The 26,469-nt window shown below is 71.0% G+C and carries 25 protein-coding genes; 15 read left to right on the forward strand and 10 right to left on the reverse strand.

Going from position 1 to position 26,469, the window contains the following annotated elements:
* Positions 1-2 precede the first annotated feature (2 nt).
* From ACEN96_RS18575 to rsgA, 11 genes are all read left to right on the forward strand, one after another.
* The gene (locus tag ACEN96_RS18575) at positions 3-299 is read left to right on the forward strand and encodes a pilus assembly protein (RefSeq protein ID WP_495584549.1); all 297 of its coding nucleotides are present in this window, start codon (positions 3-5) and stop codon (positions 297-299) included.
* Between the two features lie 15 nt (positions 300-314).
* Positions 315-1,616 carry a pilus assembly protein TadG-related protein gene (locus ACEN96_RS18580; protein ID WP_495584550.1) on the forward strand — a complete coding sequence of 434 codons (1,302 nt, stop codon included), beginning with the start codon at positions 315-317 and terminating at the stop codon, positions 1,614-1,616.
* A 7-nt stretch (positions 1,617-1,623) separates the two neighbouring features.
* Positions 1,624-2,118, forward strand: coding sequence for a TadE/TadG family type IV pilus assembly protein (locus ACEN96_RS18585; protein WP_495584551.1), 495 nt, complete (start codon positions 1,624-1,626; stop codon positions 2,116-2,118).
* On the forward strand, positions 2,115-2,579 hold the full coding sequence (locus ACEN96_RS18590) for a TadE/TadG family type IV pilus assembly protein (RefSeq protein ID WP_495584552.1): 465 nt from the start codon (positions 2,115-2,117) through the stop codon (positions 2,577-2,579). Before ACEN96_RS18585 ends, ACEN96_RS18590 begins: the two co-directional genes overlap by 4 nt.
* Complete coding sequence (locus ACEN96_RS18595) at positions 2,576-3,754, forward strand: CpaE/TadZ family protein (protein ID WP_495584553.1); 1,179 nt, start codon at positions 2,576-2,578, stop codon at positions 3,752-3,754. The genes ACEN96_RS18590 and ACEN96_RS18595 overlap by 4 nt, the downstream gene beginning before the upstream one ends.
* Positions 3,751-5,124, forward strand: a complete 1,374-nt coding sequence (locus ACEN96_RS18600; protein WP_495584554.1) for a TadA family conjugal transfer-associated ATPase — start codon at positions 3,751-3,753, stop codon at positions 5,122-5,124. The genes ACEN96_RS18595 and ACEN96_RS18600 overlap by 4 nt, the downstream gene beginning before the upstream one ends.
* Positions 5,125-5,135: 11 nt before the next feature.
* On the forward strand, positions 5,136-6,107 hold the full coding sequence (locus ACEN96_RS18605; protein WP_495584555.1) for a type II secretion system F family protein: 972 nt from the start codon (positions 5,136-5,138) through the stop codon (positions 6,105-6,107).
* 62 nt (positions 6,108-6,169) lie between these two features.
* The gene (locus ACEN96_RS18610) at positions 6,170-7,108 is read left to right on the forward strand and encodes a type II secretion system F family protein (RefSeq protein WP_495584556.1); all 939 of its coding nucleotides are present in this window, start codon (positions 6,170-6,172) and stop codon (positions 7,106-7,108) included.
* Between the two features lie 9 nt (positions 7,109-7,117).
* Positions 7,118-8,278 carry a LytR C-terminal domain-containing protein gene (locus ACEN96_RS18615; protein ID WP_495584557.1) on the forward strand — a complete coding sequence of 387 codons (1,161 nt, stop codon included), beginning with the start codon at positions 7,118-7,120 and terminating at the stop codon, positions 8,276-8,278.
* Between the two features lie 142 nt (positions 8,279-8,420).
* The gene (locus ACEN96_RS18620) at positions 8,421-9,695 is read left to right on the forward strand and encodes a M48 family metallopeptidase (RefSeq protein WP_495588643.1); all 1,275 of its coding nucleotides are present in this window, start codon (positions 8,421-8,423) and stop codon (positions 9,693-9,695) included.
* A complete protein-coding gene (gene rsgA / locus ACEN96_RS18625; protein ID WP_495584558.1) occupies positions 9,692-10,597 on the forward strand; it encodes a ribosome small subunit-dependent GTPase A in 906 nt (301 codons plus the stop codon). Before ACEN96_RS18620 ends, rsgA begins: the two co-directional genes overlap by 4 nt.
* 94 nt (positions 10,598-10,691) lie before the next feature.
* Here the strand turns inward: rsgA and ACEN96_RS18630 are convergent, their stop codons facing one another.
* From ACEN96_RS18630 to ACEN96_RS18660, 7 genes are all read right to left on the reverse strand, one after another.
* Complete coding sequence (locus tag ACEN96_RS18630) at positions 10,692-12,287, reverse strand: Fic family protein (RefSeq protein ID WP_495584559.1); 1,596 nt, start codon at positions 12,285-12,287, stop codon at positions 10,692-10,694.
* A 183-nt stretch (positions 12,288-12,470) separates the two neighbouring features.
* Positions 12,471-12,782 carry a hypothetical protein gene (locus tag ACEN96_RS18635; protein ID WP_495584560.1) on the reverse strand — a complete coding sequence of 104 codons (312 nt, stop codon included), beginning with the start codon at positions 12,780-12,782 and terminating at the stop codon, positions 12,471-12,473.
* Between the two features lie 58 nt (positions 12,783-12,840).
* On the reverse strand, positions 12,841-13,683 hold the full coding sequence (locus ACEN96_RS18640; protein WP_495584561.1) for an SDR family oxidoreductase: 843 nt from the start codon (positions 13,681-13,683) through the stop codon (positions 12,841-12,843).
* Positions 13,684-13,833: 150 nt separating this feature from the next.
* Positions 13,834-15,246 (reverse strand): TolC family protein, encoded by a 1,413-nt coding sequence (locus ACEN96_RS18645; RefSeq protein ID WP_495584562.1) that lies wholly within the window; start codon positions 15,244-15,246, stop codon positions 13,834-13,836.
* Between the two features lie 94 nt (positions 15,247-15,340).
* Positions 15,341-16,549: an HlyD family type I secretion periplasmic adaptor subunit gene (locus tag ACEN96_RS18650; protein ID WP_495584563.1), complete on the reverse strand. Its 1,209-nt coding sequence runs from the start codon at positions 16,547-16,549 to the stop codon at positions 15,341-15,343.
* A gap of 10 nt (positions 16,550-16,559) precedes the next feature.
* Positions 16,560-18,953 carry a type I secretion system permease/ATPase gene (locus ACEN96_RS18655; RefSeq protein ID WP_495584564.1) on the reverse strand — a complete coding sequence of 798 codons (2,394 nt, stop codon included), beginning with the start codon at positions 18,951-18,953 and terminating at the stop codon, positions 16,560-16,562.
* Positions 18,954-18,972: 19 nt separating this feature from the next.
* The gene (locus tag ACEN96_RS18660; protein WP_495584565.1) at positions 18,973-20,826 is read right to left on the reverse strand and encodes an O-linked N-acetylglucosamine transferase, SPINDLY family protein; all 1,854 of its coding nucleotides are present in this window, start codon (positions 20,824-20,826) and stop codon (positions 18,973-18,975) included.
* Between the two features lie 433 nt (positions 20,827-21,259).
* Between ACEN96_RS18660 and ACEN96_RS18665 the strand changes: the two genes are divergently transcribed.
* Positions 21,260-21,721 carry a hypothetical protein gene (locus ACEN96_RS18665; RefSeq protein WP_495584566.1) on the forward strand — a complete coding sequence of 154 codons (462 nt, stop codon included), beginning with the start codon at positions 21,260-21,262 and terminating at the stop codon, positions 21,719-21,721.
* A gap of 210 nt (positions 21,722-21,931) precedes the next feature.
* Here the strand turns inward: ACEN96_RS18665 and ACEN96_RS18670 are convergent, their stop codons facing one another.
* Positions 21,932-22,438: a DUF1993 domain-containing protein gene (locus ACEN96_RS18670; RefSeq protein WP_495584567.1), complete on the reverse strand. Its 507-nt coding sequence runs from the start codon at positions 22,436-22,438 to the stop codon at positions 21,932-21,934.
* Between the two features lie 134 nt (positions 22,439-22,572).
* Between ACEN96_RS18670 and ACEN96_RS18675 the strand changes: the two genes are divergently transcribed.
* From ACEN96_RS18675 to ACEN96_RS18685, 3 genes are read left to right on the forward strand one after another with little or no spacing between them, the layout of a single operon-like run.
* The gene (locus tag ACEN96_RS18675; protein ID WP_495584568.1) at positions 22,573-23,580 is read left to right on the forward strand and encodes a D-2-hydroxyacid dehydrogenase family protein; all 1,008 of its coding nucleotides are present in this window, start codon (positions 22,573-22,575) and stop codon (positions 23,578-23,580) included.
* A complete protein-coding gene (locus ACEN96_RS18680) occupies positions 23,577-24,215 on the forward strand; it encodes a chromate transporter (protein ID WP_495584569.1) in 639 nt (212 codons plus the stop codon). Before ACEN96_RS18675 ends, ACEN96_RS18680 begins: the two co-directional genes overlap by 4 nt.
* Positions 24,212-24,775: a chromate transporter gene (locus tag ACEN96_RS18685; protein ID WP_495584570.1), complete on the forward strand. Its 564-nt coding sequence runs from the start codon at positions 24,212-24,214 to the stop codon at positions 24,773-24,775. The genes ACEN96_RS18680 and ACEN96_RS18685 overlap by 4 nt, the downstream gene beginning before the upstream one ends.
* 152 nt (positions 24,776-24,927) lie before the next feature.
* Here ACEN96_RS18685 and upp read toward each other — a convergent pair whose 3' ends face one another.
* Both upp and rlmB read right to left on the reverse strand, forming a co-directional pair.
* Complete coding sequence (upp, locus tag ACEN96_RS18690; protein WP_495584571.1) at positions 24,928-25,560, reverse strand: uracil phosphoribosyltransferase; 633 nt, start codon at positions 25,558-25,560, stop codon at positions 24,928-24,930.
* A 119-nt stretch (positions 25,561-25,679) separates the two neighbouring features.
* Entirely contained in the window at positions 25,680-26,435 is a 756-nt protein-coding gene (gene rlmB, locus ACEN96_RS18695) for a 23S rRNA (guanosine(2251)-2'-O)-methyltransferase RlmB (protein ID WP_495584572.1), read from the reverse strand.
* Positions 26,436-26,469: the final 34 nt, after the last annotated feature.

Raw genomic sequence — 26,469 nt, forward strand, 5'->3', positions numbered from 1 at the left:
TCATGAAGACGCCCGTCATCCTTCCGTTCACCGCCGCGGCCGCGGCCGCGGCGCTGCTGTGCGGCTGCGCGGCGACCACGACGCCGGCCACGGACCGCGACTTCGGCGACGCCAGCCGCGCGCTGATGGCGCAGCAGGTGCTCGATCCGGGCGCGCCCTCGCGCAACGCGTCGCTAGCCACCAAGGCCGATGGCCGCCTGACACGCCAGGCCGGCGTGCGCGTGGTCGACAGCTACAAGGCGCCGCCGCCCAGCAACGTCATCAACATCGGCGTCGGCGCGGGCGCCGCGGATCGCTGAGCCGGAGCCCCCGCCATGACGCCGAGCCCGTCCCCCTCCCCCGCGGCGATCGCGCCGGCGCGGCGCGGCCGCCGTCCGCATCGCGCGGCCGCGCGGCGCGAGCGCGGCGTGGTGGCGATCGTGGTGGCGCTGCTGCTGGCGGTGATGGTGGGCTTCCTCGGCCTGGCGATCGACGGCGGCCGGCTCTACCTGGCGAAGACGGAGCTGCAGAACACCGCCGATGCCTGCGCGCTCGCGGCCAGCTACGAACTGACGGGCGCGCCCTCGATCCCGGCCGCCGCCTTCCCGCGCGCCGAGGCCGCCGGCCGCGCAATCGCCAGGCAGAACCGCGTCGGCTTCCAGGGCGCCGCCGTGGCCGACGGCGACATCACCGTCGGCTTCGGCAGCTCGCTCGCGGCGGGCAGCCTGTGGAGCAACGCCGCCGCCGCGGCCGCGTCGTCCAAGTACGTGCGCTGCACGCTGCAGCGCGGCGGCTTCGCGCCCTACTTCATGCAGGTGATGGGCTTCGGCGCGCAGTCGGTGGCGGCCATCGCCACCGCCACGCTCACGCCGGCGCAGAGCAACTGCGCGGTGCCGCTGGGCGTGTGCCGGCAGGCCGGCGCGGGCGCGGGCGCCTCGCCGCCGTTCGGCCTGACGCCGGGCAGCTGGGTCAGCGGCCGCTTCAAGGATGGCGGCGGCAACTGGAACTGGATCGACTTCAGCCCGCCCAATGGCGGCGAGAGCGAGCTCTCGGGCCTGCTCACCGGCAACGGCATGTGCTCGCTGAACGTCAGCTCGCCGGTGGGCGCCCCGGGCAACATGGGCAATGCCGCGGCCAAGGCCTGGAACACGCGCTTCGGCCTGTACCAGTCCGGCTCGACCAACGTCACCAACGCGCCGCCCGACTTCACCGGCTACGGCTACACGACGACCAACTGGCCCAGCGGCGCCAACGCGCTGCCGGACTTCATCGCCAAGCGCGGCACGCACTCGCCCTATGGCAGCAGCGTCGCGGCCGGCAACGCGGTGACCGGCTTGTCGTTGAGCAACGCCTACAACCCGACCACCACCACCGCGCAGCACGTCCAGTACGGCGCGGACCGCCGCCTGGTGATCGCGCCCATCATCGATTGCGCCGCGCTGACCGGCGGCTCCCACACCACCACGGTGCTGGGCTGGGGCTGCATGCTGATGCTGCAGCCGATCGCGGATCCGAACGACACGCTGGTGATGGAGTTCGTCGGCCTGTCGCGCGCCACCGGCAGCCCCTGCGCCTCTTCCGGCGTGGCCGGCGATTCCGCCAGCGTCGGACCGATGGTCCCGGCGCTGGTGCAGTGAGGACGCCATGACCACTGCCCTCGCCGCCCTCGCCGCCCGCTCCCCCCGGCCCCGCGGCCACCGCGCACCGCGCGGCATCGCGGCGGTCGAGCTCGCGCTGCTGATGTCGCCGCTGCTGCTGCTCGTCTTCGGCGCCAGCGAGCTGGGCCGCGCGGTGTTCAGCTACAACATGCTCGACAAGTCGGTGCGCGATGCCGCGCGCCACCTGTCGCAGCACGGCCCGGGCGACACGGCCATCGCCACCGAGGCGCGCTGCCTGGCCGTCTACGGCACCACCGACTGCAGCGGCAGCGTGCTCGCGCCCGGCCTGACGACCGCGATGGTCGCGATCTGCGACGCATCGCTGTGCCCCTCGACGCATGCCAACCAGCTGACCGGCAGCGGCACCGTCAACCTGGTGTCCGCGAGCATCCAGAACTATCCGTACCGGTCGGTGGTCAATTTCGTCATCCCCGACATGAACTTCAACACCATCGCGGTGACGATGAGGGCCCAGCTATGAACCGCCGCGTCCGCTTCCCATCGGCGCCGCGGCCGCGCGCGCGCGTTCGCGGTGTCGCGGCCGTCGAGTTCGCGCTGGTCTGCGGCCTGCTGAGCACGCTGGTGCTGGGCGTGATCGAGATGGGCCGGCTGCTGTGGACCTGGAACGCCGCCGTCGAGGCCACGCGCTATGGCGCGCGCCTGGCCGTGGTCTGCGACATGAACGACAGCCACATCAAGACGCGGATGATCTCGCGGCTGCCGACGCTGAGCTCGTCCAACATCACCGTGACCTACCTGAATCCGCCCAGTGCCGCCAACACCTGCACGCCGGCGGACTGCAAGGCGGTGCAGGTCGCGCTGAGCGGCTACACGCACCGCACGATGATTCCTTTCGTCCCGCTGAACCTGACCCTGCCCGCGTTCGCCACGACGCTGCGCAAGGAGTACATGAACAGCGCCGCCAACGAGGTGTGCCAGTGAAAGTCAAGATCGTCACGGCCGACCCCGCGCATGCCTTCGCCTGGGCCGAGGCCTTGCGCGCCGAGCCCGCCTTCTCGGTCGCCGCGCTGGAACGGCCGCTGCGCGAGGTCAACGCCATCGTCAACGGCAGCCGGCCCGACCTGCTGCTCGCCGAATGCGCCGCGGCCGAGGACTTCCTCGCGCTGGAGCGGCTCGCCGGCGCGCATCCGGAGGTGGACGTGGTGCTGGTCGCGCCCGATCTCTCGCCCGACTTCCTGATGCGCGCGATGCGCGCCGGCGTGCGCGAGGTGCTGCCCGCGCCGGCCTCCGGCGAGACCGTGCTGGCCGCGCTGCGCCGGCTGCAGCGCAAGCGCGGCGCGGGCGCGGCGATCGCCGCCCAGCCGGCGCGCCATGGCGAGCTGCTGGCGCTGGTGTCGTGCAAGGGCGGCAGCGGCGCGACCTTCGTCGCGGCCAACCTGGCGCACCTGCTGGCCGCCGGCGGGCGCCGCCGCGTCGCGCTGATCGACATGAACCTGCAGTTCGGCGACGCCGCGCTGTTCCTGGGCAACCAGACGCCGCCCAGCCACGTGGCCGATGTCGCGCGCAACATCGCGCGGCTGGACGCCGACCTGCTGCAGTCGGCGATGACCGAGGCCGGCCCGGGCCTGTGGGTGCTGGCCGCGCCGGAGGATCCGGCCCAGGCCGCCGACGTCACGCCCGCGCAGGTGCAGGCCATCCTGCGCCAGGCGCGCGAGGGTTTCGACTTCGTCGTCGTCGACGTCGGCCGCTCGCTGAGCGCGGCGACGCTGGCGGTGCTGGACGAAGCCGACCGCCTGTTCGCGGTGCTGCAGCTGACGCTGCCCTTCATCCGCGACGGCAAGCGGCTGCGGGAGGTGTTCCGCTCGCTCGACTATCCGGCGGACAAGGTGCGCTGGATCGTCAACCGCTACCAGAAGGACAGCCAGTTCAGCCTGGAGGACCTGCGCCGCACGCTGGTCATCGACGAGCCGCTGACCCTGCCCAATCACTACGAGGCCGTCGCCGCGGCGGTCAACCAGGGCGTGCCGGTGGACAGCATCGCGCCCGCCAGCAGCATCGCCCGCGCGCTGCGCGAGCTGGCCGCCGGCATCGCGCCGCAAGCGCCGGAGCCGCAGCGGCGCTGGTTGTCGGGCCTGTTCCGGGGAGCATCCGCATGAAGGACATGACCATGACGCTGCGCGAGCGGCTGGGCGCCGCGCTGCCGGGCTTCGCGCCCGCCGACGGCGCGCCCGAGGAAACGGCCGCCGCGCCGACCCAGGCCTACCAGGCGACCAAGACGCGCATCCACCAGCTGCTGCTGGGCCGGCTGGACCTGGAGGCCATGGACGGCCTGGGCACCGACGCGCTGCGCGACGAGCTGCGCCAGATGGTCGAGCGGCTGCTGTTCGAGGAGAACCTGGTCCTGAACGCCGCCGAGCGCCGCGCGCTGGTGCGCGACATCCAGTACGAGATGCTGGGCTTCGGCCCGATCGAGCCGCTGCTGGCCGACCCGACGGTGTCCGACATCCTGGTCAACACCCATGCGCAGGTCTACGTCGAGCGGCGCGGCCGGCTCGAGCTGACCGACGTGCGCTTCGCCGACGACGACCACCTGCTCAAGATCATCGACAAGATCGTGTCGCGCATCGGCCGGCGCGTGGACGAGGCCAGCCCCATGGTCGACGCGCGGCTGCCCGACGGCTCGCGGGTCAACGCGATCATTCCGCCGCTGGCCATCGACGGCCCCATCCTCTCGATCCGCCGCTTCGCCGCGGTGCCGCTGAAGGCGGAGAACCTGATCGAGTTCAAGTCCATGTCGGCCGAGATGGCGCGCTTCCTGGCGGCGCTGTCGCAGGCGCGGGCCAACATCCTGATCTCGGGCGGCACGGGCTCGGGCAAGACGACGCTGCTGAACATCCTCAGCGGCGCGATCCCGCACAGCGAGCGCATCGTGACCATCGAGGACGCGGCCGAGCTGCAGCTGCAGCAGCCGCACGTGGTGCGGCTGGAGACGCGGCCGCCCAACATCGAGGGGCGCGGCGAGGTGGCGCAGCGCGCGCTGGTGCGCAACGCGCTGCGGATGCGGCCGGACCGCATCATCCTGGGCGAGACCCGCGGCGCCGAGGCGCTGGACATGCTGCAGGCGATGAACACCGGGCACGAGGGCTCGATGACCACGGTGCACGCCAACACGCCGCGCGACGCGCTGGCGCGGCTGGAAAGCATGATCGCGATGGCCGGCGTGGACCTGCCGGCCAAGGCGGCGCGGGCGCAGATCGCCTCGGCCATCGGCGTGATCGTGCAGGCCAACCGGCTCTCCGACGGCACGCGCAAGCTGACCAGCATCCAGGAGCTCACCGGCATGGAGGGCGACACGGTCACGCTGCAGGAGATCTTCTCCTTCAAGCAGACCGGCGTGGGCGCGGGCGGCGCGGTGCAGGGCTACTTCAGCGCCACCGGCGTGCGGCCGCGCTGCTGGGACCGCCTGTGCGCGCGCGGCGTCGACCTGCCGCAGACGCTGTTCACGCCGATGCGCGTGGAGATCTGAGGAGCGCCGCCATGGACCTGAGCCTGATCCTGTTCGCCGGTGTCGCCTTCCTGGCGGTGCTGCTGGCCCTGGAGGGGCTGTACATCCTCTGGGCCTCGCGCCACAGCGCCGAGGCGCGCCGCATCAAGGCGCGGCTGGCGGCGCTGTCGGGCGACACGCCGGCCGGCGTGGCCAGCATCGAGCGCACGATGGCGCCCGAGCGGCTGCCGCGCCTGAACGCGCTGATCGCGCTCACCGGCCCGGGCCGCAAGCTGCGCCGGCTGACCGGCGCGGCGGCGGTGACGGCGTCGGTGGCGGAGCTGCTGCTGCTCTCGATCGCGCTGGCCGCCTGCGGGCTGCTGCTGCCGCCGCTGCTGGGCAAGCCGGTGGTGGTGGGGCTGGGCGCGGCGCTGGCGCTGGGCGCCCTGCCGTGGTGGCGCGTGGCCTCGCGCGCCGCGGACCGCATCGCGCGCATCGAGCGCCAGTTCCCCGAGGCGCTGGACCTGATGGGCCGCGCGATGCGCGCCGGCCATGCCTTCCCGTCGGCGATCCGCATGGTGGCCGAGGAGATGCCCGCGCCGCTGGGCCGCGACTTCCGGATGCTGTTCGACGAGATCAACTACGGCGTGCCGGCCAACGACGCGCTGGCGCACCTGGCCGAACGCGTGCCGATCGCCGACGTCAGCTACTTCGTCGTGGCGGTGATGATCCAGCGCGAATCGGGCGGCAACCTGGCCGAGCTGCTCGACAAGATCGCGGCGCTGGTGCGCGAGCGGCTGCGCCTGCTCGGCGAGATCCGCACGCTGTCCGCCGAGGGCCGCCTGTCGGCGCTGATCCTGACGGCGCTGCCCTTCGGCGTGGGCCTGGTGGTGAACATCGTGAACCCCGAATTCATGGCGGTGCTGTGGACCGATCCGATGGGGCTGCGCATGGTGGGCGTGTCGCTGGCCATGATGGCCGCGGGCATCTACTGGATGCGCCGCATCATCCGCATCCGCGTCTGACGCGCATCGGCAACGCCCCTCCCGCACGCCCCCGGCACGCCCCTCGCCAAGGAGTCCCCGACATGTCCCCGATGCAATGGATGGTGCTGGCGCTGGTGTTCGTGGTCGTGGTGTCGGCGGTGCTGGGCGTGGCCGCGCTGCTCAAGCCGGATCCGGCGCGGCAGCGGCTGCGCGCGATCGAGGGCGGCGACCCGGCGCGCGCGCCGTCGGGGGACCGGCTGATGCAGGTGGTGGCGGAGCTGACGCGGCCGATCAGCCGGCTGTCGATGCCGGAGGAAGGCTTCGAGAAGTCCAGCATCCGGCTGCGCTTCGTGCATGCCGGCATCCGCAGCCCGATCGCGGGCACCGCCTTCTTCGGCCTGAAGACGCTGCTGACGCTGGGCCTGCCGCTGGCGGGCTTCGCGGCGATGTCCACCAGCGGCGACCTGCCGCGCGGCGCGCCGCTGATGATGATGCTGCTGGTGCTGGCGTCGGTGGGCTACTACGGGCCCAACCTGGTGCTGAACCGGCTGGTGACGGTGCGCCAGCGCGAGATCTTCGAGTCCTTCCCCGATGCGCTGGACCTGATGACGGTGTGCATGGAGGCGGGCCTGGGCACCGAGGCGGCGATGCTGCGCGTGGCCGATGACCTGCAGCTCAAGAGCCCGGCGCTGGCCGACGAGATGCGGCTGGTCAACCTGGAGCTGCGGGCCGGCTCGGACCGGGAGCGGGCGCTGCGCAACCTGGCGATCCGCACCGGGGTCGAGGAGGTGGACGGCTTCGTCACGATGATCAGCCAGGCCGAGCGCTTCGGCACCAGCATCGCCGCGTCGCTGCGCATCCATGCCGAGATGCTGCGCACCCGGCGCCGCCAGCGCGCCGAGGAGGCCGCCGCCAAGATCGCGCTGAAGCTGCTGTTCCCGCTGATCTTCTGCATCTTTCCCTCGCTGATGGTCGTGCTGATGGGCCCGGCCATGATCCAGATCTACCGTGTCCTGCTGCCTACGATGGCGGGCAACTGAGGAGGAGTCATGCGTGTGCAAAGCCGATTTCCGTCGCCCGCGTCCACCCTGCCCGCCCCGGCGCTCGCCGGCGCCGGCCCCGGCCTCGCCGGCGGCGTCCCCGGCGTCCCCGATGGCGTCGACGTCCCACTCGATCTGGATCCCGCGCACGGTCTTGGCGCGCCGCACGAGGCGCTGGCGCCTGCCGCGCGGCGACGGGGCGGCCGCGCTGGCGGGCTGCGTCGGGCGCTCGCGCTCGGCTCGGCGGCGTCGGCATTGACGCTGGCGGGCTGCGCGCTGTGGCCGTCCACGGCGCCGCCGCGCGGCTACCAGATCGCGCCGGTGTACCGCGTCGACGACACGCCGCAGGCGGTCGAGGCCTACCTCGCCGCCGGCCGCTACTTCGAGGGCTCGCGCGACTGGGCGCGGGCGGCGCAGTCCTACCGCAAGGCGGCGGAGCGCGACATGGCGTCCGAGGCGGCCTGGGACGGACTGGGCCGCGCGTTCGCGTCGGCGGGCCGGCTCGACGAGGCCGAGGCCGCGCTGCGTCACGCGGTCGCGCTCGCGCCGCGGCGCGCGCGGGCCCACAACAACCTGGCCTACGTGCTGCTGCTCAAGGACGAAGCGGCGCCGGCACTGGCGGCGCTCGACGAGGCGCTGAAGCTCGATCCCTCGCATGCGATGGCGCGCGCGAACCGCGACGAGGCGATGTCGCGGCTCGCCGCCGCGCGGCCGGCGACGGCGATCGCCTTGCCGCCGCTGCCCGCGCTGGACACGTCGGTGATCCCCACGGCCCGCGTGCCGTCGTCCGCGCTGGCCACGATCGCGGCGGCGGCCTCGCTCGGCGACGCGCTGCCGCCATCCGCCGCCTGCGAGCGCCCGAAGCGGCTCGAGGTCAGCAACGGCATGGGCGCGACCGGCCTGGCGGCCCGGGTGGATGGCTGGCTGACGCGCCGCGGCCTGCCGCGCGCGCGCCTGACCAACCAGCCGGCCTACGACGTGGCGCGGACCCGCGTGGACTACGGCGCCGGCCAGGCCGATGCGGCGCGCTGCGTCGCCCGGGCGCTGCCGCCCGGCACGCCGCCGGAGCTGCGCGAGCAGGCGGGGTTGCGCGGCGACGTGCGCCTCGTGATCGGCCGCGACTGGCCCGCGCGCGCCGCCGCGCCGGCCGGGATGCTGGCCGGTCTCTGAACCCGGACCGCGGCGCCGCCGAGGGCTCGCGGCGGCTCAACGGCCGCGCTGCCCCGGGGACCTACACTTCGAGCCCATGCAGATCTCTCCCGCGGCGCTCGCCGCCGCCCCGGCGCCTTCGGCGCTGAGCCACTCCCCGCTGATGCTCACCGCCGTCTTCGTCGCCGCGGTGATCCTGTCCTTCCTGTTCAAGCTCTGGCTCTCGTCGCGCCAGATGCGTCACGTGGCGCGGCATCGCGGCGCGGTGCCCGCGGCCTTCGCCGGCACGGTGCCGCTGGCGGCGCATCAGAAGGCGGCCGACTACACCGTCGCCCGCGGCCGCTTCGGCACGCTGCACCTGGCCTGGGACACCGCGCTGGTGATGGGCTGGACGCTGCTCGGCGGGTTGGACCTGCTCAACCAGTGGGCGCTGTCGTGGCGCCCCGAGCTTGGCGACATGGGCTACCAGCTCGGCCTGCTGACCGCGTTCGCGCTGCTCTCCAGCCTGCTCGACCTGCCCTGGTCGCTCTACAACACCTTCCGGCTGGAGGAGCGTTTCGGCTTCAACCGCACGACGCTCAAGCTCTTCATCGCCGACGGCCTGAAGGGCCTGGCCCTGGGCGCGCTGCTGGGGCTGCCGATCGCGGTGCTGATCCTGTGGCTGATGGCCAAGGCCGGGCCGGTCTGGTGGCTGTGGGCCTGGGGCGCGTGGATGGCCTTCAACCTGCTGATGCTGGTGCTCTATCCCACCGTCATCGCGCCGCTGTTCAACAAGTTCCAGCCGCTGGAGGACGCCGTGCTGCGCGAGCGCGTGCAGGCGCTGATGGCGCGCTGCGGCTTCGCGGCCAAGGGCCTGTTCGTGATGGACGGCAGCCGCCGCTCGGCCCATGGCAACGCGTACTTCACCGGCCTGGGCGCGGCCAAGCGGGTGGTGTTCTTCGACACGCTGCTCGCGCGCTTGAATCCGCCCGAGGTCGAGGCGGTGCTGGCGCACGAGCTCGGCCACTTCAAGCGCCGCCACGTGCCGCAGCGCATGGCGCTGATGTTCGCGATGAGCCTGGCCGGCTTCGCGCTGCTGGGCTGGCTCAGCAGCCAGGCGGGCTTCTATCTGGGCCTGGGCGTGCGGCCCAGCCTGGACGCGCCCAACGACGCGCTGGCGCTGCTGCTGATCATGCTGGCGCTGCCGCCGTTCTCGTTCTTCCTGACGCCGCTGATGTCGTTCTGGTCGCGCAAGCACGAGTTCGAGGCCGACGCCTACGCCTGCGCGCAGGCCAGCGGCGCCGACCTGTCGAACGCGCTGCTCAAGCTGCACGAGGACAACGCCGGCACGCTGACGCCGGACCCGGTGTTCGCGCGCTTCTACTACTCGCATCCGCCGGCCAGCGAGCGCCTGGCGGCGATCGCCGCGCTGGGCGTGCCGACGGGACACCCCGCATGAGCAAGGCCGTGCAGATCGGACTGGTGGTGCGCGGGCATGGCCGGCATTACGTCGTGGAAGACCAGGAGGGCACGCGGGTGCACTGCCTGACTCGCGGGAAGAAGAGCGATTGCGTCGTTGGCGACCGCGTGCGTTGGCAGCGCAGCAGCGACCACGAGGGCGTGATCGAGAAGGTCGAGCCGCGGAGGAACCTGCTGTTCCGGCAGGACGAGTGGAAGACCAAGAGCTTCGCGGCCAACCTGGATCGGCTGCTGATACTGGTGGCGGTGGAGCCGCAGTTCTCGGAGTCGCAGCTGACGCGCGCGTTGATCGCGGCGGAGAGCGCCGGCATCGCGGCCGACATCGTGCTGAACAAGACCGACCTGCCCGGCGCCGATGCGGCGCGGGCGCGACTGGCGCCGTACAAGGCGATGGGTCAACGGGTGCTGGAGCTGAGCTTGAAGGGCCGAGCGGAGGAGTCGCGCGAGACGCTGCGGCCGCTGCTGCACGGGCAATCGACGCTGGTGCTGGGGCCCAGCGGGACTGGCAAGAGCACGCTGATCAACCTGCTGGTGCCGGATGCGCAGGCGCAGGTTGGGGAGATTTCGCAGGCGCTGAATTCCGGGCGCCACACGACGACCACGACGCAGTGGTACTGGATGGATGCGGCGCGGGAGGATGCGCTGATCGACTCGCCGGGGTTCCAGGAATTCGGGCTGAGGCAGATCGCGGCGCCGGATCTGGCGAGCTACATGCCTGATTTCAAGCCTTATCTGGGCGAGTGCCGGTTCCACAACTGCAGCCATCGGCACGAGCCGGGCTGCGCGGTGCTGACGGCCGTCGAGGCGGGGCGCATCAGCCCGTCGCGCTATCGGATCTATGACGAGCTCTGGGAAGAGCTCAGCGCGCCGCCGAAGTACTGAATCCGCGCTGGACAACTCATTTGCGGTGCGCGGCGAAAGCGTTGGCCGTTTGCCCGTACTCCGTCGTGCCGCCGTGAGCCCGCCCCGCGCGCCCTTACAGCGTGTTAGCGGGACGGTGCTCGTAGCGCCGCACCGTGTCAGCATCGGGACCGTCTTCGAAGGCCGCTCGCATCGCCTCGCGGATCTCCTCCCAAACGCCTTCACGCGCGAGCGCGGGGATGTCCTTGGCCAGCGCGTTGGTCAGCTTGCCCTCGTTGGCCTCCAGGGACCGGATGACTCGATCGACCTGAGCGTCCGGCATCTCGATCACGTCCTTGATGGCCGTCCTGGCGCGCGCGTGCGAACGCATGTACTTCGACTCCTCACGCATTTCCTCGCGGATGGTGCGGCTGACGATCTGGGCGAGATAGACGACGTGCGCCGTCAGGTCGGGCATGCGCCACAGCGGCTGGGCGCGGGAGGTGTCTTGCAGGTGGAGGTTGGAGCTGACGCCGTCGGGGTAGGTGACGTTGGCACCGAAGGAGTAGTTGCCTGCGAGCGCCTGCATGAGGGGCCGGGAGACCTCCTCAAGAATGCGGTCGTAGGCGCGACGTTCGCCGTGGTCGGCGGTGATGATCGCCGAGATGGGAATGATCAGGGGATCGGGCACCGCCCCGTCGCGCCGCAGCAGGTCGTTGACCAGAAAGCGGTGTACGCGGCCATTGCCGTCAGCCATGGGGTGGATGTAGACGAACCCGAACGCGGCGACCGCCGCGCGCAGCACGGGCGATTGGCCTCGAGTACGGTTCAGGAACGTCTCCAGCCCCTGGAGCATGGCGGTCGCGTCGGCGGCCGGCGGCGCGATGTAATGCACCACCTCCTGGTACCGCACAGACTCGCCCACGAAAACCGGTGATTGCCGAATGCCTAGGGCGTCCAGCGTCGTTCGCTCGCCCAGGATCTCGCCCTGCAGCTGCGCCAAGTCCTCATGGGTGAGCGGGACGCTGCCCTGCCCGGTGCGACGGCCCATGACGGCGGCAAAGCGCTGGATGCGCGAAAGGCGATCGCCTTCGCCCTCGATGGCGAAGCTGGACTTGCTCTCGCGCAGCGTCATCCACACCGCTGAGCGCATCAGCAGCTCGTCGCCGAACTCCTCACGCAGGTTCGCCAGCAGACCGGCCACGTCGACGGCGATCGCCTCCAGAGCCTGGGGGCACTTGCGCACCAGCGGACAGAACAGGCGCGTCCCGGGCATGTTGTCGCGCACCCGGAAGCGACGCACGGACTGGGCGTCCTGCTCGTTGGCGGCCACCACCTTGTCCGCGTCCAGGGCGTCCACATAGTTGCCGTAGGGCACGTCGTCGACATCCAGCCGGGTCTCGGTCAACCACTCGAACAAGAAGCACGCGCGGCGCGCGTACTGGCCGGTCGGCTCGTCAGTGATCCACAGCTGCAGCTCGCCGCGGTCACACACGGCGAACAACCGCGCCAGCAGTTGCAGAGACGGCACCTCATGCTTCAGATGAAAGGCGAGATGTCCGCGCAAGGACGCCGCCGGGCGCATCGCCTCGACGTAGGTCTCCTGCGTTCGTCCGTCGGGCGTGCTGTGGGTGCTGCGGCGCCCGCCGATGGCGCTCGTGGTGGCCAGAGGCTGTGTCAGTTCCAGCCGATATTCGCGCGCAAGCCAGGCGCCGCCAATAAGGTCTTCCATCCCGCGATTTTGCTCGAAAACAGTTTTCACTGCTCAAAAACGATTACCCGAAGCACTGTTCCGCACAAAATCAATTACGCACCCACCGGGAAAGCTCGGCCTTGCCGGCCTCGCAATCCCTCGATCTCACCCGGTGATATCTCGGTGATCTATCGTGATCAAGCCGAGTCCAGGCCCAGCAGATCAGCGCTCCAGCCTTGGATCAGCCGGCGTCGCGTCATGGACTTCGCGGACCTCGGCGTCGATCACCTCGCCTCGCGGCGCGCGTACCGCCGCGCCCATGCCGCCGGCGCGGAACGCCTGCGAACGGAACTGCGCCGCGCGCTGGAAGGCCGCCGTGTGCAGCGTCGGCTTGCGGCCGCGGATCAGGCTCCACAACAGCACGACGCCGAAGATCACCAGCCCCGCGGCGAGCACCGCCAGGAACAGCACCAGCGAAGCCACCGCCAGCACGAGGCGGACAGCGATCGAGAAGAGAGCGGACAGGGCGTTCATCAGTCTTTCAAGTCGGGGCGATCAAGCGATTTCAAGTGCGTGGAAGACGAAGCCGCCATCAGCCTCGGCCGATGTAAGGCATCTTCGTGGCCATCACCGTCAGGAACGGCACGTTGGCCGACAAGGGCAGTTCCGCCATGTACAGCAGCGCGCTGGCCGCGTGCTCCACCTCCATCACCGGCTCCACCATCGTGCCGCCATGCGCCTGCGCCACGCCATGCTTGAAGCGTTCGGTGAGGTCGGTCTCCGCATTGCCGATGTCGAGCTGCCCGGCGGCGATGTCGTGCTTGCGACCATCCAGCGCCAGCGTCTTCGTCAGGCCGGTGATCGCGTGCTTGGTGGCGGTGTAGGCGATCGAGCCCGGCCGCGGCGCGTGCGCCGAGATCGAGCCGTTGTTGACGATGCGCCCGCCGCGCGGCGACTGCCGCTTCATCAGCCCGAAGGCGGCGCGCGCGCACAGGAAGCTGCCGGTCAGGTTGACATCGACGACGGCGCGCCAGGTCTCGACGCTGAGCTCGTCGATGTCCATCGCGGGCGCGCCGCGGCCGGCGTTGTTGAACAGGAAGTCGAGCCGGCCCCAGCGGCGTTCGATCTCGGCGAACGCGGCGGCCACCTGCGCCTCGTCGGCAACGTCGGTGGGCAGCACCAGGGCACGTTCAGGGGCGATGGCGGCGGTCTCGCGCAGCGCGTCCTCGCGGCGGCCGAGCAGCGCGACCTGCCAGCCGGCATGCATCAGCGCCCGCGCGGCGGCGCGGCCGATGCCGGAGCCGGCGCCGGTCACGGCCGCGAAGCGCGTCTGCACCGGATGCTTGAGGGGCGACGCGGCCGCGAGCGGGACGACCTCGGGCGAGGCGTTCGCATCGGCGGCGACGGGATCGAGGGCGGCGTGGGCGGAGTCCATCCCCGCATCATAGGGAAGCCGGAAGCCGCGCCCCCTCTCCCCGCCCTCTCCCCCCGTGGGGGCGAGGGAGTTGGTGTGGGAGCGAGGGAGTGGGTGTGGGGCGAGGGAGTGGGTGTGGCGGCGCTGGGAGAATGGCTCCTCGCCGGGGAGTCAGCGCAGCGGCGTGACCACGCCGCGGCCTTGCGACCAGATGATCGCCACGACCTGCTGCGCGTCGTAGAGCGCGTTCACGTGCGCGATGCGCATCGAGTAGTAGTCGCCCTCGGCGGCCATCACGTCGAACAGCGAGCGCTTGCCGAGCTGCTGCCACTGCTGCAGCGTGAAGCCGCGCACCCGCTCGCTGTTGCGCAGGATGTCGACCAGCCGGCGCGAACGGTCCAGCGACGAGGACGCCGCCTCGTACATCTCCTGGACGCGATAGCGCTTGGCATCGATGGTCTCGTCGCGCTGCAGCGACGCGGCCTGCGCGCGCCGGCGTGCCGAGGTCAGCGCCGAATCCGCGCCCGGCTGCACGATCGGGATGTTGACCGTCACGCCGCCGACCCAGTCGGTCTGGCGCGCCTGGCCCACCGTCGTGTTGCCGGAGACCAGCAGGCTCACGCTGGGCTGCTGCCCGGCGCGCACCGATTCCGCGTAGCTGCGCTGCGCCTGCGCCTGCGCAGCCGCGGCGGCCACGTCGGGCGAGACCATCACGTCGGCCAGCATTTCATTGAGGTCGGGCAGCCGCGCCAGCACCGAGCTCATCGCCGCGCCGCGCGGCAGCTCGTCGCCGACGAAGCGCTTGAGCCGTACCTCGGTCTGGCGCAGCGCCGAGGTGGTCTGCTCATAGGACAGGTCCGCCTGCTGCAGGCTCTTCTGCGCCTGCACCAGCTCGCTGGCGCGGCCGCGGTCGGCCTTGGTGATGATGTCCAGCGCCTCGACCAGGCAGGCCATCTTGCGCACGTACTGGCTGTAGACCTGCGCCTGCAGCTGGTAGCGCCCGCGGTCCAGCGCCAGCGACACGGTCTGCAGCGCGACCTGCTCTTCGGCGCTGGACTGGCCGTAGCGCGCCGCCTCGAGCAGCTGCGACTTCCATTCGGTGAGCTTGGTGATGCGGCCCGAGTCGTAGATCGGCGCGGTCACGCTCAGCGAGCCGCGACCCTGCAGGCCGCTGGTGTGGTTGCCGGGGCCGTCGCCCGGCAGGATGGTGCCGGTGTGCGCGCCGGTCAGGCCCAGCGTCACCGTGGGCATGCGCTGCGCCTTGGCTTCCTCGTAGTCGGCCTCGGCGGCCTGCGTCAGCAGCCGGGTCGCGCCCAGCGCCTTGCTGCGGCCCATCGCCCGGTTGACGAGCTCCTGGAGCTGCGTGCGCGGATCGGAGTCGGCCACCTCCAGCAGCGCGGCGTCCTTGGCGGACAGCTGCGCGGGCGGCAGCGTGCGCTCGTCCGAGCAGCGGCTGGGCGGCGGGTCCTGCGCGAGGACGGGCGCGCTGAAGCCCGCGAGCGCGGCCGCGACGGCGGCGCCCCAGGCGGTCAGGCGGGTGGAGGAGGCGCGCCGCAAGCTCCGGCGCGGAGTCGAAATGGTCATGGTCACGCGTACTGCCAGCAAATTCCCATGGCCTCTACTGGACCAGCTTGGCAGCAAACCGAAGCGCCGATAAGGCGGCGCCGGACCACCCAGTTCAGCGCTCGCGCAGCGCTTCCTTGGACTTCAGCATCGGACGCAGCAGGTAGCTCAGCACCGAGCGCTCGCCGGTGCGGATGTCCACCATCGCCGTCATGCCGGGAATCACCGGCAGCGGCTCGCCCTTGGCGCGCAGCGTATTGCGCTCGGCCGTGATGAGGACCCGGTAGTAGGTGCCCTCGTTGTTCTTCTCGGTCTCGCCCAGCGCGTCCGGGCTGACGTACTCGATCTTGCCGTGCAGCCCGCCGTTGACGTTGAAGTCGTAGCCGTTGAGCTTGACGATGGCCTGCTGCCCGACCTGGATGTAGCCGATGTCCTTGGGCTTGATGCGCGCCTCGATCAGGATGCGCGGGCCGATGGGGACGATCTCCATGATGGGCGCGCCCGAGGCGATCACGCCGCCGACCGTGTTCATCTTGATGTTCTTGACCAGCCCCTTGACCGGCGACTTCAGCACCGAGCGCGTCACCGCGTCGCGGCGCACGACGAGCTGCTCGTCCAGCTGCGCCAGGTCGGTCTGCGCCTTGGACAGCTCGGTGCTGGCGTCCTGGCGGAAGCGGCTGATGCGCTCGTTGCGCTGCTGCTGCAGCTCGTTGACCTGGCGCGTGACGCGCATCACCTCGACGTTGGACATCAGCCCCTTGGCCGCCATGTCCTGCGCCAGTTTCTGCTCGGTGGCGAGCAGGCCGATGCTGCGGTTGATGCTGGACGTGGCCTCGTCCAGCACGCGGCGGCGGGTGTCGAAGACCTCGGTCTCGCTGTCGACCAGGCGCTGCACCTTGCGCACCTCGTCGGAGAACTTCAGCGGCACGCCCAGCGCCTCGGCGCGCAGCCGCGCCACCTGCGCCATCAGGCCCAGGCGCTTGGCCTGGCTCTCGTTCTCGGCGGCCTCCGCGCGCGTCGGGTCGAGCTCGGCCAGCGGCTGGCCGGCCTCCACTTCCTCGCCCTCGTGCACCAGCAGCCTGCCCAGCGTGCCGGACTCGAGGCTGGCGATGACCTGCTCCTTGCCGTCGGGCACGATGCGCGCGTCGCTGCGGGTGACCTCGTCGACGGTGGCGATCGCGGACCAGACCAGCCCCACCAGCAGCACCGCCGCCAGCAGGTACAGGGCCCAGACGGCGCGCGGCAGCGGCTCGTCGATCAGCGCCGACTGGACGCTGCTGACGAACAGGCCTTCCTCGCGGCTGAGGGTGGTGGACTTGGACATGGCGCGGAGCTCAGACGGACGCGGCGCGGTTCATGGCCTGCGCGGCCGGATGCACGTGGACCGGGGCGCCCTGCGGCGCCTGGCCCGGCTGCGGTTGCGGCTGGGCCGGCTGCTGGCCCGGCGGGCGGGCGCCGGACAGCGCGGCCAGGACCTGGTCGCGCGGACCATCCATGACCAGCCGCCCGCTGTCGACCACGACGATGCGCGAGACCAGCTCCAGCACCGCCGGACGGTGCGTGACCATGATCAGCGTGCAGTTGCCGGCGGCATCGCGCAGCTGGCGCAGGAAGGCGATCTCGGACTGGGCGTCCATCGAGCTGGTGGGCTCGTCCATCAGCAGGATCTGCGGCTTGGTGACCAGGCTGCGCGCCAGCGCGACCAGCTGGCGCTGGCCGCCCGAGAGCAGCGAGCCCATCTCGCCCACCGGCAGGTCCCAGCCCATCGGATGGCCGGCGACGACGCGGTCCAGGCCGGTCAGCTTGGCGACCTCGACCAGGCGCTGGGCGTCGACATGGCGGCCCATCAGCACGTTGTCGCGCAGCGTGCCGTGGAACAGCCGCGGCTCCTGCGAGACGAAACCGACCTTGCCGCGGAACTCGGCCGGATCGACCTGGCGCAGGTCGATGCCGTCGATCTCGACGCTGCCCTCGGTCGGCTGGTACAGCCCGGCCAGCATGCGCAGCACCGTCGACTTGCCCGAGCCGATGCGGCCCAGGATCGCCAGGCGCTCGCCCGGCTGGATGCGCAGCGTGACGTTGCGCAGCACCTTGGGCGACTGCGCGTCGCCCTGCGCCGGATAGGAGAAGCCGACGTCGTTCAGGCCGATGCGGCCGGTGATCTGGTTCAGCGGGACGTAGTTGCGGGTGGAGTCGCGCTCGACCGGCGCGCTCATCACCGAGTTCAGCGACAGCATCGCGGCGCGCGCGCCCTGGTAGCGCGTGGCCAGGCTGACCAGGCTGTTCAGCGGCACCGTGGCGCGGCCGGCGAACATCACCGCGCCGATCAGCGCGCCGGCGCTGATGACGCTCTCGTTGATCAGGTAGACGCCCCAGACCAGCATGACCAGGTTGATCAGCTGCTGCATCGTCATCGAGATGTTCATGCTCCAGCTGGCCATGGTGCGGGCCTTGAGCGCGGACTCGGCGACGATGGCGGTGGACTGCTCGTAGCGGCGCAGGAAGCGGCCCTCGGCGCCGGTGGTCTTGAGATCCTCCAGGCCCTCGAGCGCCTCGACCAGCGTGCCGTGCAGGTCGGCCGCCTCGGTCATGTTGGTGCGCATCGCGCGGCGCAGGTAGCCCTGGATGCCGAAGCTCATCAAGAGCATCAGCGGGATCGCCGCCATCAGCACCCAGCCCAGCGGGCCGCCAATGATGAAGGTCATCGCCACGAACAGCACCACGAACGGCAGGTCGGTCAGCACCGACATGGTGGCGGAGGTGAAGAAGTCGCGCACCACCTCGACCTGGGCCAGGTAGTGGGCATAGGAGCCGGCCGACGCGGGGCGGTGTTCCATGCGCACGCCCAGCGTCTGGCGGAACAGCTTGGCGCCGACGATCAGGTCGGTCTTGCGCCCGGCCAGGTCGATCAGGTGGGCGCGCAGCTGGCGCGCGAAGAGGTCGAAGACCAGCGCCAGCCCGGCGCCGACCGCCAGGGTCCACAGCGTGACGAAGGCCTGGTGCGGGATGACCTTGTCGTAGATGACCGAGGTCACCAGGCCCGACACCATCATCAGCACGTTGCTCAGCAGCGCGGCGAGCATCGCCGAGCGGTAGTACGGGATGAAGCGCTTGAGCGTGCCGAACAGCCAGTGCGACCCGGCCTGCAGCAGCGGGGTGTCGTCCTTGGCGCCGCCGGCGAGCGGCTTGGCCTGCGAGACCTCCTGCGGCGTGACCGCCAGGATGAAGCCGCTGTACTCCTGGTCCAGCTCGGCGGCCGGGGCGACGCAGGCGGCGGCCTCCGGGCCGGGGAACACCACCTCGTAGCGCACGCCGCTGGCGGCGTCGTCGTCCAGGCGGCGCACCAGCACGCAGGCGTCGCCGCCGTTGAGCAGCAGCACCGCCGGCAGCAGCAGCTGGTTGATCTCCTCGATGCCCTTGCGCAGCAGGCCGGCGTTGTAGCCGGCCTCGCGCATCAGGCGGATGGCCTGGTCGGGGCTGATGGCGCCCTCGACCGGGGCGCCGGCGCGCAGCGACTCGGCCGAGCGGGCGCGGCCATGGTGCTGGGTCAGCCAGGCCAGGCACTGCAGCAGCGGATCGATGGCCGGCTGCTGCGCCAGGTCCGCCAGCGGATCGTGCGGCTCCTCCGGCATGCCGGGCGCGCGCTGGCCGTCCTCGGCCGCCAGGCGCAGGCCGGGGCGGCGGGCGCGCTGGTCGCCGTCGAAGAAGGGGTCGTGCGGCCGGTTCATTTATCGAATCTTGTCAATTTCAGCCGCGATGGGCGAGGGCCAATTGCTCGAATTCACGTTCGATGGCCCGCACGATCGCCGGCATGTCGAAAAGTGCGCTGTCGCGGCCGGCGTCGCGCAGATAGCGCTTGTAGGAGGCGGCACGGCCCGGATTCAGGCCGATCTGGATGGCGCGCTGGACGTATTCCTCCAGCGAGAAGGTGATCAGGTCCGGCAGGCCGGCGGCGGTCAGCAGGCTGCCGCACATGCGGGAGATGTAGCTGCGGCCGGAGCGGGTCAGGATGGGGGTGCCCATCCAGAGGCAGTCGCTGGCGGTGGTGCCGGCGTTGTAGGGGAAGGTGTCCAGCACCAGGTCCGGCAGCTGGAAGCGCGCCAGGTAGTCCGGCGGCGCCACGCGCGGGGCGAAGATCAGCCGGGCGGCGTCGATGCCGGCGGCCTCGGCCTCGCGGCGCAGGTTGGCCTTGGCCCATTCGTTGTCCGCCAGCAGCCACAGCACCGAGCCCGGCACGCCGTGCAGGATGCGCATCCAGGCGCCGAACATCTCGGCGTTCATCTTGTGGTTGTTGTTGAACGAGCAGAAGACGAAGGCGTCCTCGGGCAGCTCGTACTGGGCGCGGGTCGGATCGGCGCCGATCTCGCGCTGGCGATCGCTGACCTGGTAGCAGTGCGGCAGGTAGATGGGCTTCTCGCTGCAGTACGGCAGGTACTCGGGCGGCATCACGAAGCGGTCCGCGATGATCCAGTCCACGCCCGGCAGCAGCGAGGTCGCCGGCAGGCCCAGGTAGCTGACCTGCACCGGCGCCGGGCGGTGCGCCAGGATGTTGGGGCGGGCGCCGCTGGTCAGGCCCTGCAGGTCGACCAGCACGTCGATGCCGGCCTGCGCGATCAGCTTGGCGGCGGTGGCGTCGTCCAGGCCGTGCAGGCGCCAGACCTTGTCCATCGACATCAGGATGCGCTTGCGCAGCGCGGTGCCGTCGTCGCGGCTCCAGTCGAAGGCGTGGATCTCGAATTTCTCGCGGTCGTGCAGACCGTAGAGCTCGGCGGTCAGCAGGCCCACCGCGTGCATGCACAGGTCGCCGGAGAGGTAGCCGATCTTGATCTTCCCCTGCTGGCGCGCGGCGACCGAGACCGGGTGCTTCCAGAGCGCCTCCTTCTGCTTCGTCACCTTCTCGTGGACGAAGCGCTGGGCGGCGCCCATCTGCAGCGCGGGATCGTCGGTGGCGCTCAGCGTGGCCAGCAGCGACGTCGCGATCAGCAGCCTGTTGTGGGTGACCTCGCCAAAGGGCCGGTACACCGGCCACTTGCACTGCTTCTGGCGGATGTGGACGTAATGCTGCATCACGTCCGTTTGTTCCGGGTTGAGGGTCAGGCTGCGGACCATCAGCGCCTCGGACTCCTCATAGCGGCGCTGCAGCTCGAGCAGCCGGGCGGCGTTGTTGAAGGCGTGGGTGCGCAGACCGGTGACGTCGGCGCCGAGCGCCTCGATCGGGCCTTCGCTGTCGTAGACCTCGCGCCAGGCGGCGAGCGCCTCGTCCGCGCGGCCCAGGTGCTCGAGCTGATGACCCAGGTTCAGGCGGCCCTGCGCGAAGCTGGGGCTGATGGCCAGCGCCTGGCGGTAGACCTGCTCGGCGCGCTCGTGCTGCTGGATGTTGCCCAGCACCGTGCCCCAGTTGTAGAGCGCCACCAGGCGCGCGGCGGGCGGCTGGCCGGTCCGGGCGAGCCAGGTCTCGTAGAGGTGGGCGGCGGCGTCGCCCAGGTTCTGGCCTTGGAGGAAGTTGCCCCGGTCCATCAGTTCCGGCAGCGGGAGCGTGCCCTCGCGGGCGCGGCTCAGCAGCTGCTCCCATTCCGGGGCCAGCGGGGCGGGAACGCTCAAGTTCGGCATGCTGGGGCGGGCGATGTCCATGTGAGAGGGCTTTCAGGGCGCTGATGCAGCCGGCGGGCGCAGCCGGACGCTCCGGCGCGGGCCCAGGGGCCGCCTTCTCGAATTGTGTCCCTGCGTTCCCGGAGGTATCCCGGCAAATGGACGGTGCCGACCGTCCATTTCCCTGCCTGGAAATCCCGCCCTGGGCGCGCCGCGGACACCGGCGACCCGCCCAATGAGCCCATATCGGCCGCCGGATCGGGAACTTGAGCACGATTTGAGGCTTCCGTCACGGTCTTATCCGGAGTTCCGGGGACAGGGGCGACTTCCACAATCGCCCCGCGATCCGGGCCTCAGAGCCGGGACGCCGCGCGGAGGATGGTCCGATGGACGTCGAGGGACGCGCGTTTCGCACACCCGCAAGAAGCCACAAGAAGCACGCACCATGCAAGCGAAGCCGAGACCGTCTCGTTGGGATGACCTGGTGGAAGCGGCGCCAGCCGCCGGGCTGGATGAGGTCGAAACACGGGCGATGAATGACGAGCTCACGCGGCGGCGCCACGGGGATTCGATCTTCCAGAGCCTGATGCGTTTGTGGCCGGGGGACGGCCGGCGGCCCCAGGCGAGCGCCCGGGCGATGGCGAAGCTGCGGGCGGCCTTCCGGGCGAGCGTGTCGGATCTGGTGGACGGCGCGGAGACCGCCGACGAGGAGACGCGGGAGCGCGTGGGCGCCCTGCTCCGGCATGTGGTCCATGCGCGGCATCCGCAGGACCTGTGGCACCTGCGGACGGCGATCTACACGGAAGTGGCGCGGGCCTTCGACCAGGCGGAGGCGGAGGCAAGGCTGCTGATGCTCAACCGGCACCTGGAGCAGGGAAAGAGCCTGCTGCGCAGGCTGCTGAGCTGATGGCGGCATGACCCCCTCGCCCCCGGGCGGGCGACGGGGTCATACCGGCCCGCCTGCACTTGCCTTGCGCAAGAACTCCCTCGCCCCCCGCGAGGGGGGAGAGGGCAGGGGAGAGGGGGTGCTTCGAACGGCAGCAGCGCTGTGGCACGAGCCCCCTCTCCCCTCCCTCTCCCCGCAAGCGGGGCGAGGGGGTTGAAAGGGCAGGCGCGCTTACTTCGGCTGTCCCAGGAAGTCCATCTTCCCCAGCGGCACGCCGGCGTGGCGCAGCAGCGCGTACAGCATCGTGGCGTGGAAGTAGAAATTGGGCAGGTTGAAGAAGCGCATGAAGTCCTGGCCTTCGAACTGCAGCGGCTCCTTGTCGCGCCGCGGCACGCTCACCGGGCGGGTCTCCGACCCATTGATCTGCCCCGCGTCGACGCCCTTCAGGAAATCCCGCGTCTTCTGCAGGCGCTGCACCAGTTCATCGAGCGTGGCCTCGTTGTCGGGCCAGCTCGGCACCTCGATGCCGGCCAGGCGCGCCGCGCCGCTCTTGGCGGAATCGCTGGCGATCTGGATCTGCCGCGCCAGCGGCAGCATGTCCGGCGCCAGGCGCAGCGTCAGATAGACCGATTCATCGAAGCCCTTGGCCTTGGCGTGATCGCGCGCGGTGCGGATCCAGGTCTGCATGTTGGCGAGCATGCGGTCGAACACCGGCACGGTGGCGGCGTACAGGTCCATGGAAGTCTCCTTGTCTTGGACGGGGGGATGCGAAGCGGCGCGATGCTAGTCGCTGTTCCGATCTGTTGCACGGCGCTCGCCCAATGGCCTTCAGCCCGTCCAGCGAGGCGAGTAGGATCAACCCCCGCACGCCTATGAACATCATCATCCTCGACGACTACCAGGACGCCGTGCGCAAGCTGCCTTGCGCCGCCAAGCTGGACGCGCTGAACGCCAAGGTCTTCACCAACACCGTCAAGGGGATCGGCCAGTTGTCGATCCGGCTGCGGGATGCCGAAGTCCTCGTAACGATCCGCGAACGCACCCACTTCCCGCGCCAACTGCTGGAGAAGCTGCCCAAGCTGAAGCTGATCTCGCAGACCGGCCGGGTCGGCAAGCACATCGATCTCGATGCCTGCACGCGGCTGGGGATCGCCGTGGCGGAAGGCGGCGGATCGCCGATCGCGCCCGCCGAGCTGACCTGGGCGCTGATCATGGCCGCGATGCGCCGCCTGCCGCAGTACATCGCCACGCTCAAGCACGGCGTGTGGCAGCAGTCGGGGCTGAAATCGGGCTCGATGCCGCCGAACTTCGGGCTCGGAATGGTGCTCAGAGGCAAGACCCTGGGCATCTGGGGCTACGGCAAGATCGGCCAGCTCGTCGCCGGCTACGGCAAGGCCTTCGGCATGCAGGTGATCGTGTGGGGCAGCGAGGGCTCGCGCCTGCGCGCCCAGGCCGACGGCCATCAGGCGGCCGACAGCCGCGAGGCCTTCTTCGAGCAGGCCGACGTCCTGTCGCTGCACCTGCGGCTCTCCGAGGAAACCACCGGCCTGGTCACCGGCGAGGACCTGGCCCGCATGAAGCCGACCTCGCTGTTCGTGAACACCTCGCGCGCGGAGCTGGTCGCGGACGGCGCGCTGGTGTCCGGCCTGAACCGCGGCCGCCCCGGCATGGCGGCGGTCGACGTGTTCGAGTCCGAACCCATCCTCCAGGGCCATCCGCTGCTGCGGCTCGAGAACGCCGTGTGCACGCCGCACATCGGCTACGTCGAGCAGGACAGCTACCAGATGTACTTCGACGCCGCCTTCGACAACGTGCTCAATTACATGGCGGGCAAGCCCACCAACATCGTCAATCCGGATGCGCTGAAGGTGCACCGGTGAGCCCGGCGCCCTCCTCCACGCCCTCCCCCGCGCCCGCCTCCACGGACGGCGATCCGGCGCCCGGCGCGGTGGCCCTGGCCCGCCCCGAGTCCCTCTCCCACCTGTTCTGGGCCTTCAGCCGGCTGGCGCTGCAGGGCTTCGGCGGCGTGCTGGCGGTGGCGCAGCGGGAGCTGGTCGAGCGCCTGGGCTGGATGAGCCGCGAGGAATTCGTCGAGACGCTGGCCGTGGCGCAGGTGCTGCCCGGGCCCAACATCGTGAACATCTCGCTGATGATCGGCGACCGCTTCTTCGGCCTGCGCGGCGCGATGGTGGCGCTGCTCGGGATGATGGGCTTCCCGGCGCTGATCGTGCTGACGCTGGCCGCGCTGTCGACCACCTGGCTGGCGTCGCCCGCGATGACCGGCGCGCTGCGCGGCATGGGGGCGGTCTCGGCGGGGCTGATCCTGGCGACGGGCCTGAAGCTGCTGCCCTCGCTGAACAAGAACCCGATCGGCCTCTGGCCCGGGCTGGCGCTGGCGGCGCTGGTGTTCGGCGCGACCGTGTGGCTGAAGCTGCCGCTGTTCTGGATCCTGCTGAGCGTGGGCGGCCTGGGCATGACGCTGGCGCTGATCGCGCTGAAGCGGAGCCGCGCATGAGCGCGCTGCTGATGGGCCCTCTCAGCTGGCCGGAGCTGGGCGCGCTGATGCTGCACTTCCTGATGCTGTCGCTGCTGTCGATCGGCGGCGCGATCACGACGGCGCCGGACATGCACCGCTACCTGGTCGACGAGCAGCACTGGCTGACCGACCAGAGCTTCACCAGCTCGATCGCGCTGGCGCAGGCGGCGCCGGGTCCGAACATCCTGTTCGTGGCGGTGCTGGGATTCAACGTGTCGGGGCTGATGGGCGCGGCGGCCGCGATGCTGGGCATCCTGCTGCCGTCCACGACGCTGGTCGTGGCGGCGACGCGCTGGGCCCGCAACAACCGCGAGCACCTGGGCGTGCGCGCGTTCACCGTGGGCATGGCCCCGCTGACGCTGGGGCTGATGATCGCGACCGGCTGGCTGCTCGCGGCGCCCTATCTCGTCGAGCCCGGCCACCGCTGGGCCACGCTGGCGATGATCGTCGCGACCGTGGTGCTGACGATGCGGACCAAGATCGGGATCGTGTGGCTGGTCCTGGCGGGCGGCGTGCTGGGGGCGCTGGGACTGGTTTGAGGATAGGGGCCAGCGGCATGGGCCGCTGGAAGACCCTCTCCCCTGCCCTCTCCCGCAAGCGGGCGAGGGAGTTGGCCGGAATCCTTCGAGCAGCGAAGCATCCCCTCGCCCCTTTGGGGAGAGGGTGAGGGAGAGGGGCTCGTCGCAGGACGTCAGGCGTCCTTGGTGCCGAAGATCTTGTCGCCGGCGTCGCCCAGGCCCGGAATGATGTAGCCGTTCTCGTTGAGATGCGAGTCGATCGCCGCGGTCCAGCAGCGGACGTCCGGGTGGGCCTTGTTCAGCGCCGCCACGCCTTCCGGCGCCGCGACCAGCACCAGCGCGCGGATGTCCTTGCAGCCGCGCTTCTTCAGCAGGTCGACCGTGGCGATCATCGAGCCGGCCGTGGCCAGCATCGGATCGACGATCAGCGCCGTGCGCTGATCCAGCTGGCCGACGAACTTCTCGAAGTAGTTCACCGGCTGCAGCGTCTCGTGGTCGCGCGCCAGGCCGACCACGCTGACCTTGGCGTTGGGCATCATGTCCAGCACGCCGTCCAGCATGCCCAGGCCCGCGCGCAGGATGGGCACCACGGTGACCTTGCGGCCGGCGATCTGGTCGATCTCCACCGCGCCGCACCAGCCGTCGATCGTCGTCTTCTCGAGCGGGAAATCCGCCGTCGCCTCGTAGGCCAGCAGCCGGGCGACCTCGCCGGTCAGCTCGCGGAACTTCTTGGTGGACATGTCGCCCTCCCGCATCAGGCCGATCTTGTGCTTGACGAGGGGGTGCGTGACTTCGATGACGGCCATGGCGCTTGGGGATCCGGTAAGAGGACGGGCCCCGCGCGCGGAGCCCCGTCGGATGTTGGCGCGGCCCGCGTCGGGGCCGCTGTGGGCGCGATTATCTCGCGGGCCGCCCGGCCCCGGCCTCAGCCCTTCTTCCGCCGCTGCCGCAGCGCCTCGTACAGGCACACGCCGGCCGCGACCGAGACATTCAGGCTCTCCACCGCGCCCTGCATCGGGATGCGCACCAGCTCATCGCAGGTCTTGCCCGTGAGCTGGCGCATGCCCGCGCCCTCGGCGCCCAGCACCAGCGCCACCGGCCCGGTCAGGTCCAGGTCGTACAGCGTCTTCTCCGCCTGGTCCGAGGTGCCGATCACCCAGATGTCGCGCTCCTTGAGCTCGCCCAGGGTCCGCGCCAGGTTCGTGACCATCAGGTAGGGCACCGTCTCCGCGGCGCCGCTGGCGACCTTGGCCACCGTCGCGTTCAGGCCGACCGCGTGGTCCTTGGGCGCGACCACCGCATGCGCGCCCGCGCCGTCGGCCACCCGCAGGCAGGCGCCGAGGTTGTGCGGATCGGTCACCCCGTCCAGCACCAGCACCAGCGGCGGGCCCTCGACCTCATCCAGCACCTCGTCCAGCGAGTGCGACTTCGCCACCGCCTTGACCCGCGCCACCACGCCCTGGTGGCGGTGCGTGCCGCACAGCGCCTTGAGCCGGTCGTCGTCGCTCTCGACCAAGCGCGCGCCCGCGGCCTCGGCCTTCTCGAGGAACCCGCGCATGCGCTGGTCCTTGCGGGTGGCGTCGAACAGGATCTCCTGCACCGATTCAGGCGCCGTCTTCAGGCGCACGGTGACGGCATGGAAGCCGAACAGGATCTGGGTCTTGGAGGGAGAGGAGCTCATGGGGCGGGATTGTCGCGCACCGGTCGCGGGGGTC

It is taken from the genome of Roseateles sp. Mitsp63, from assembly GCF_059491535.1.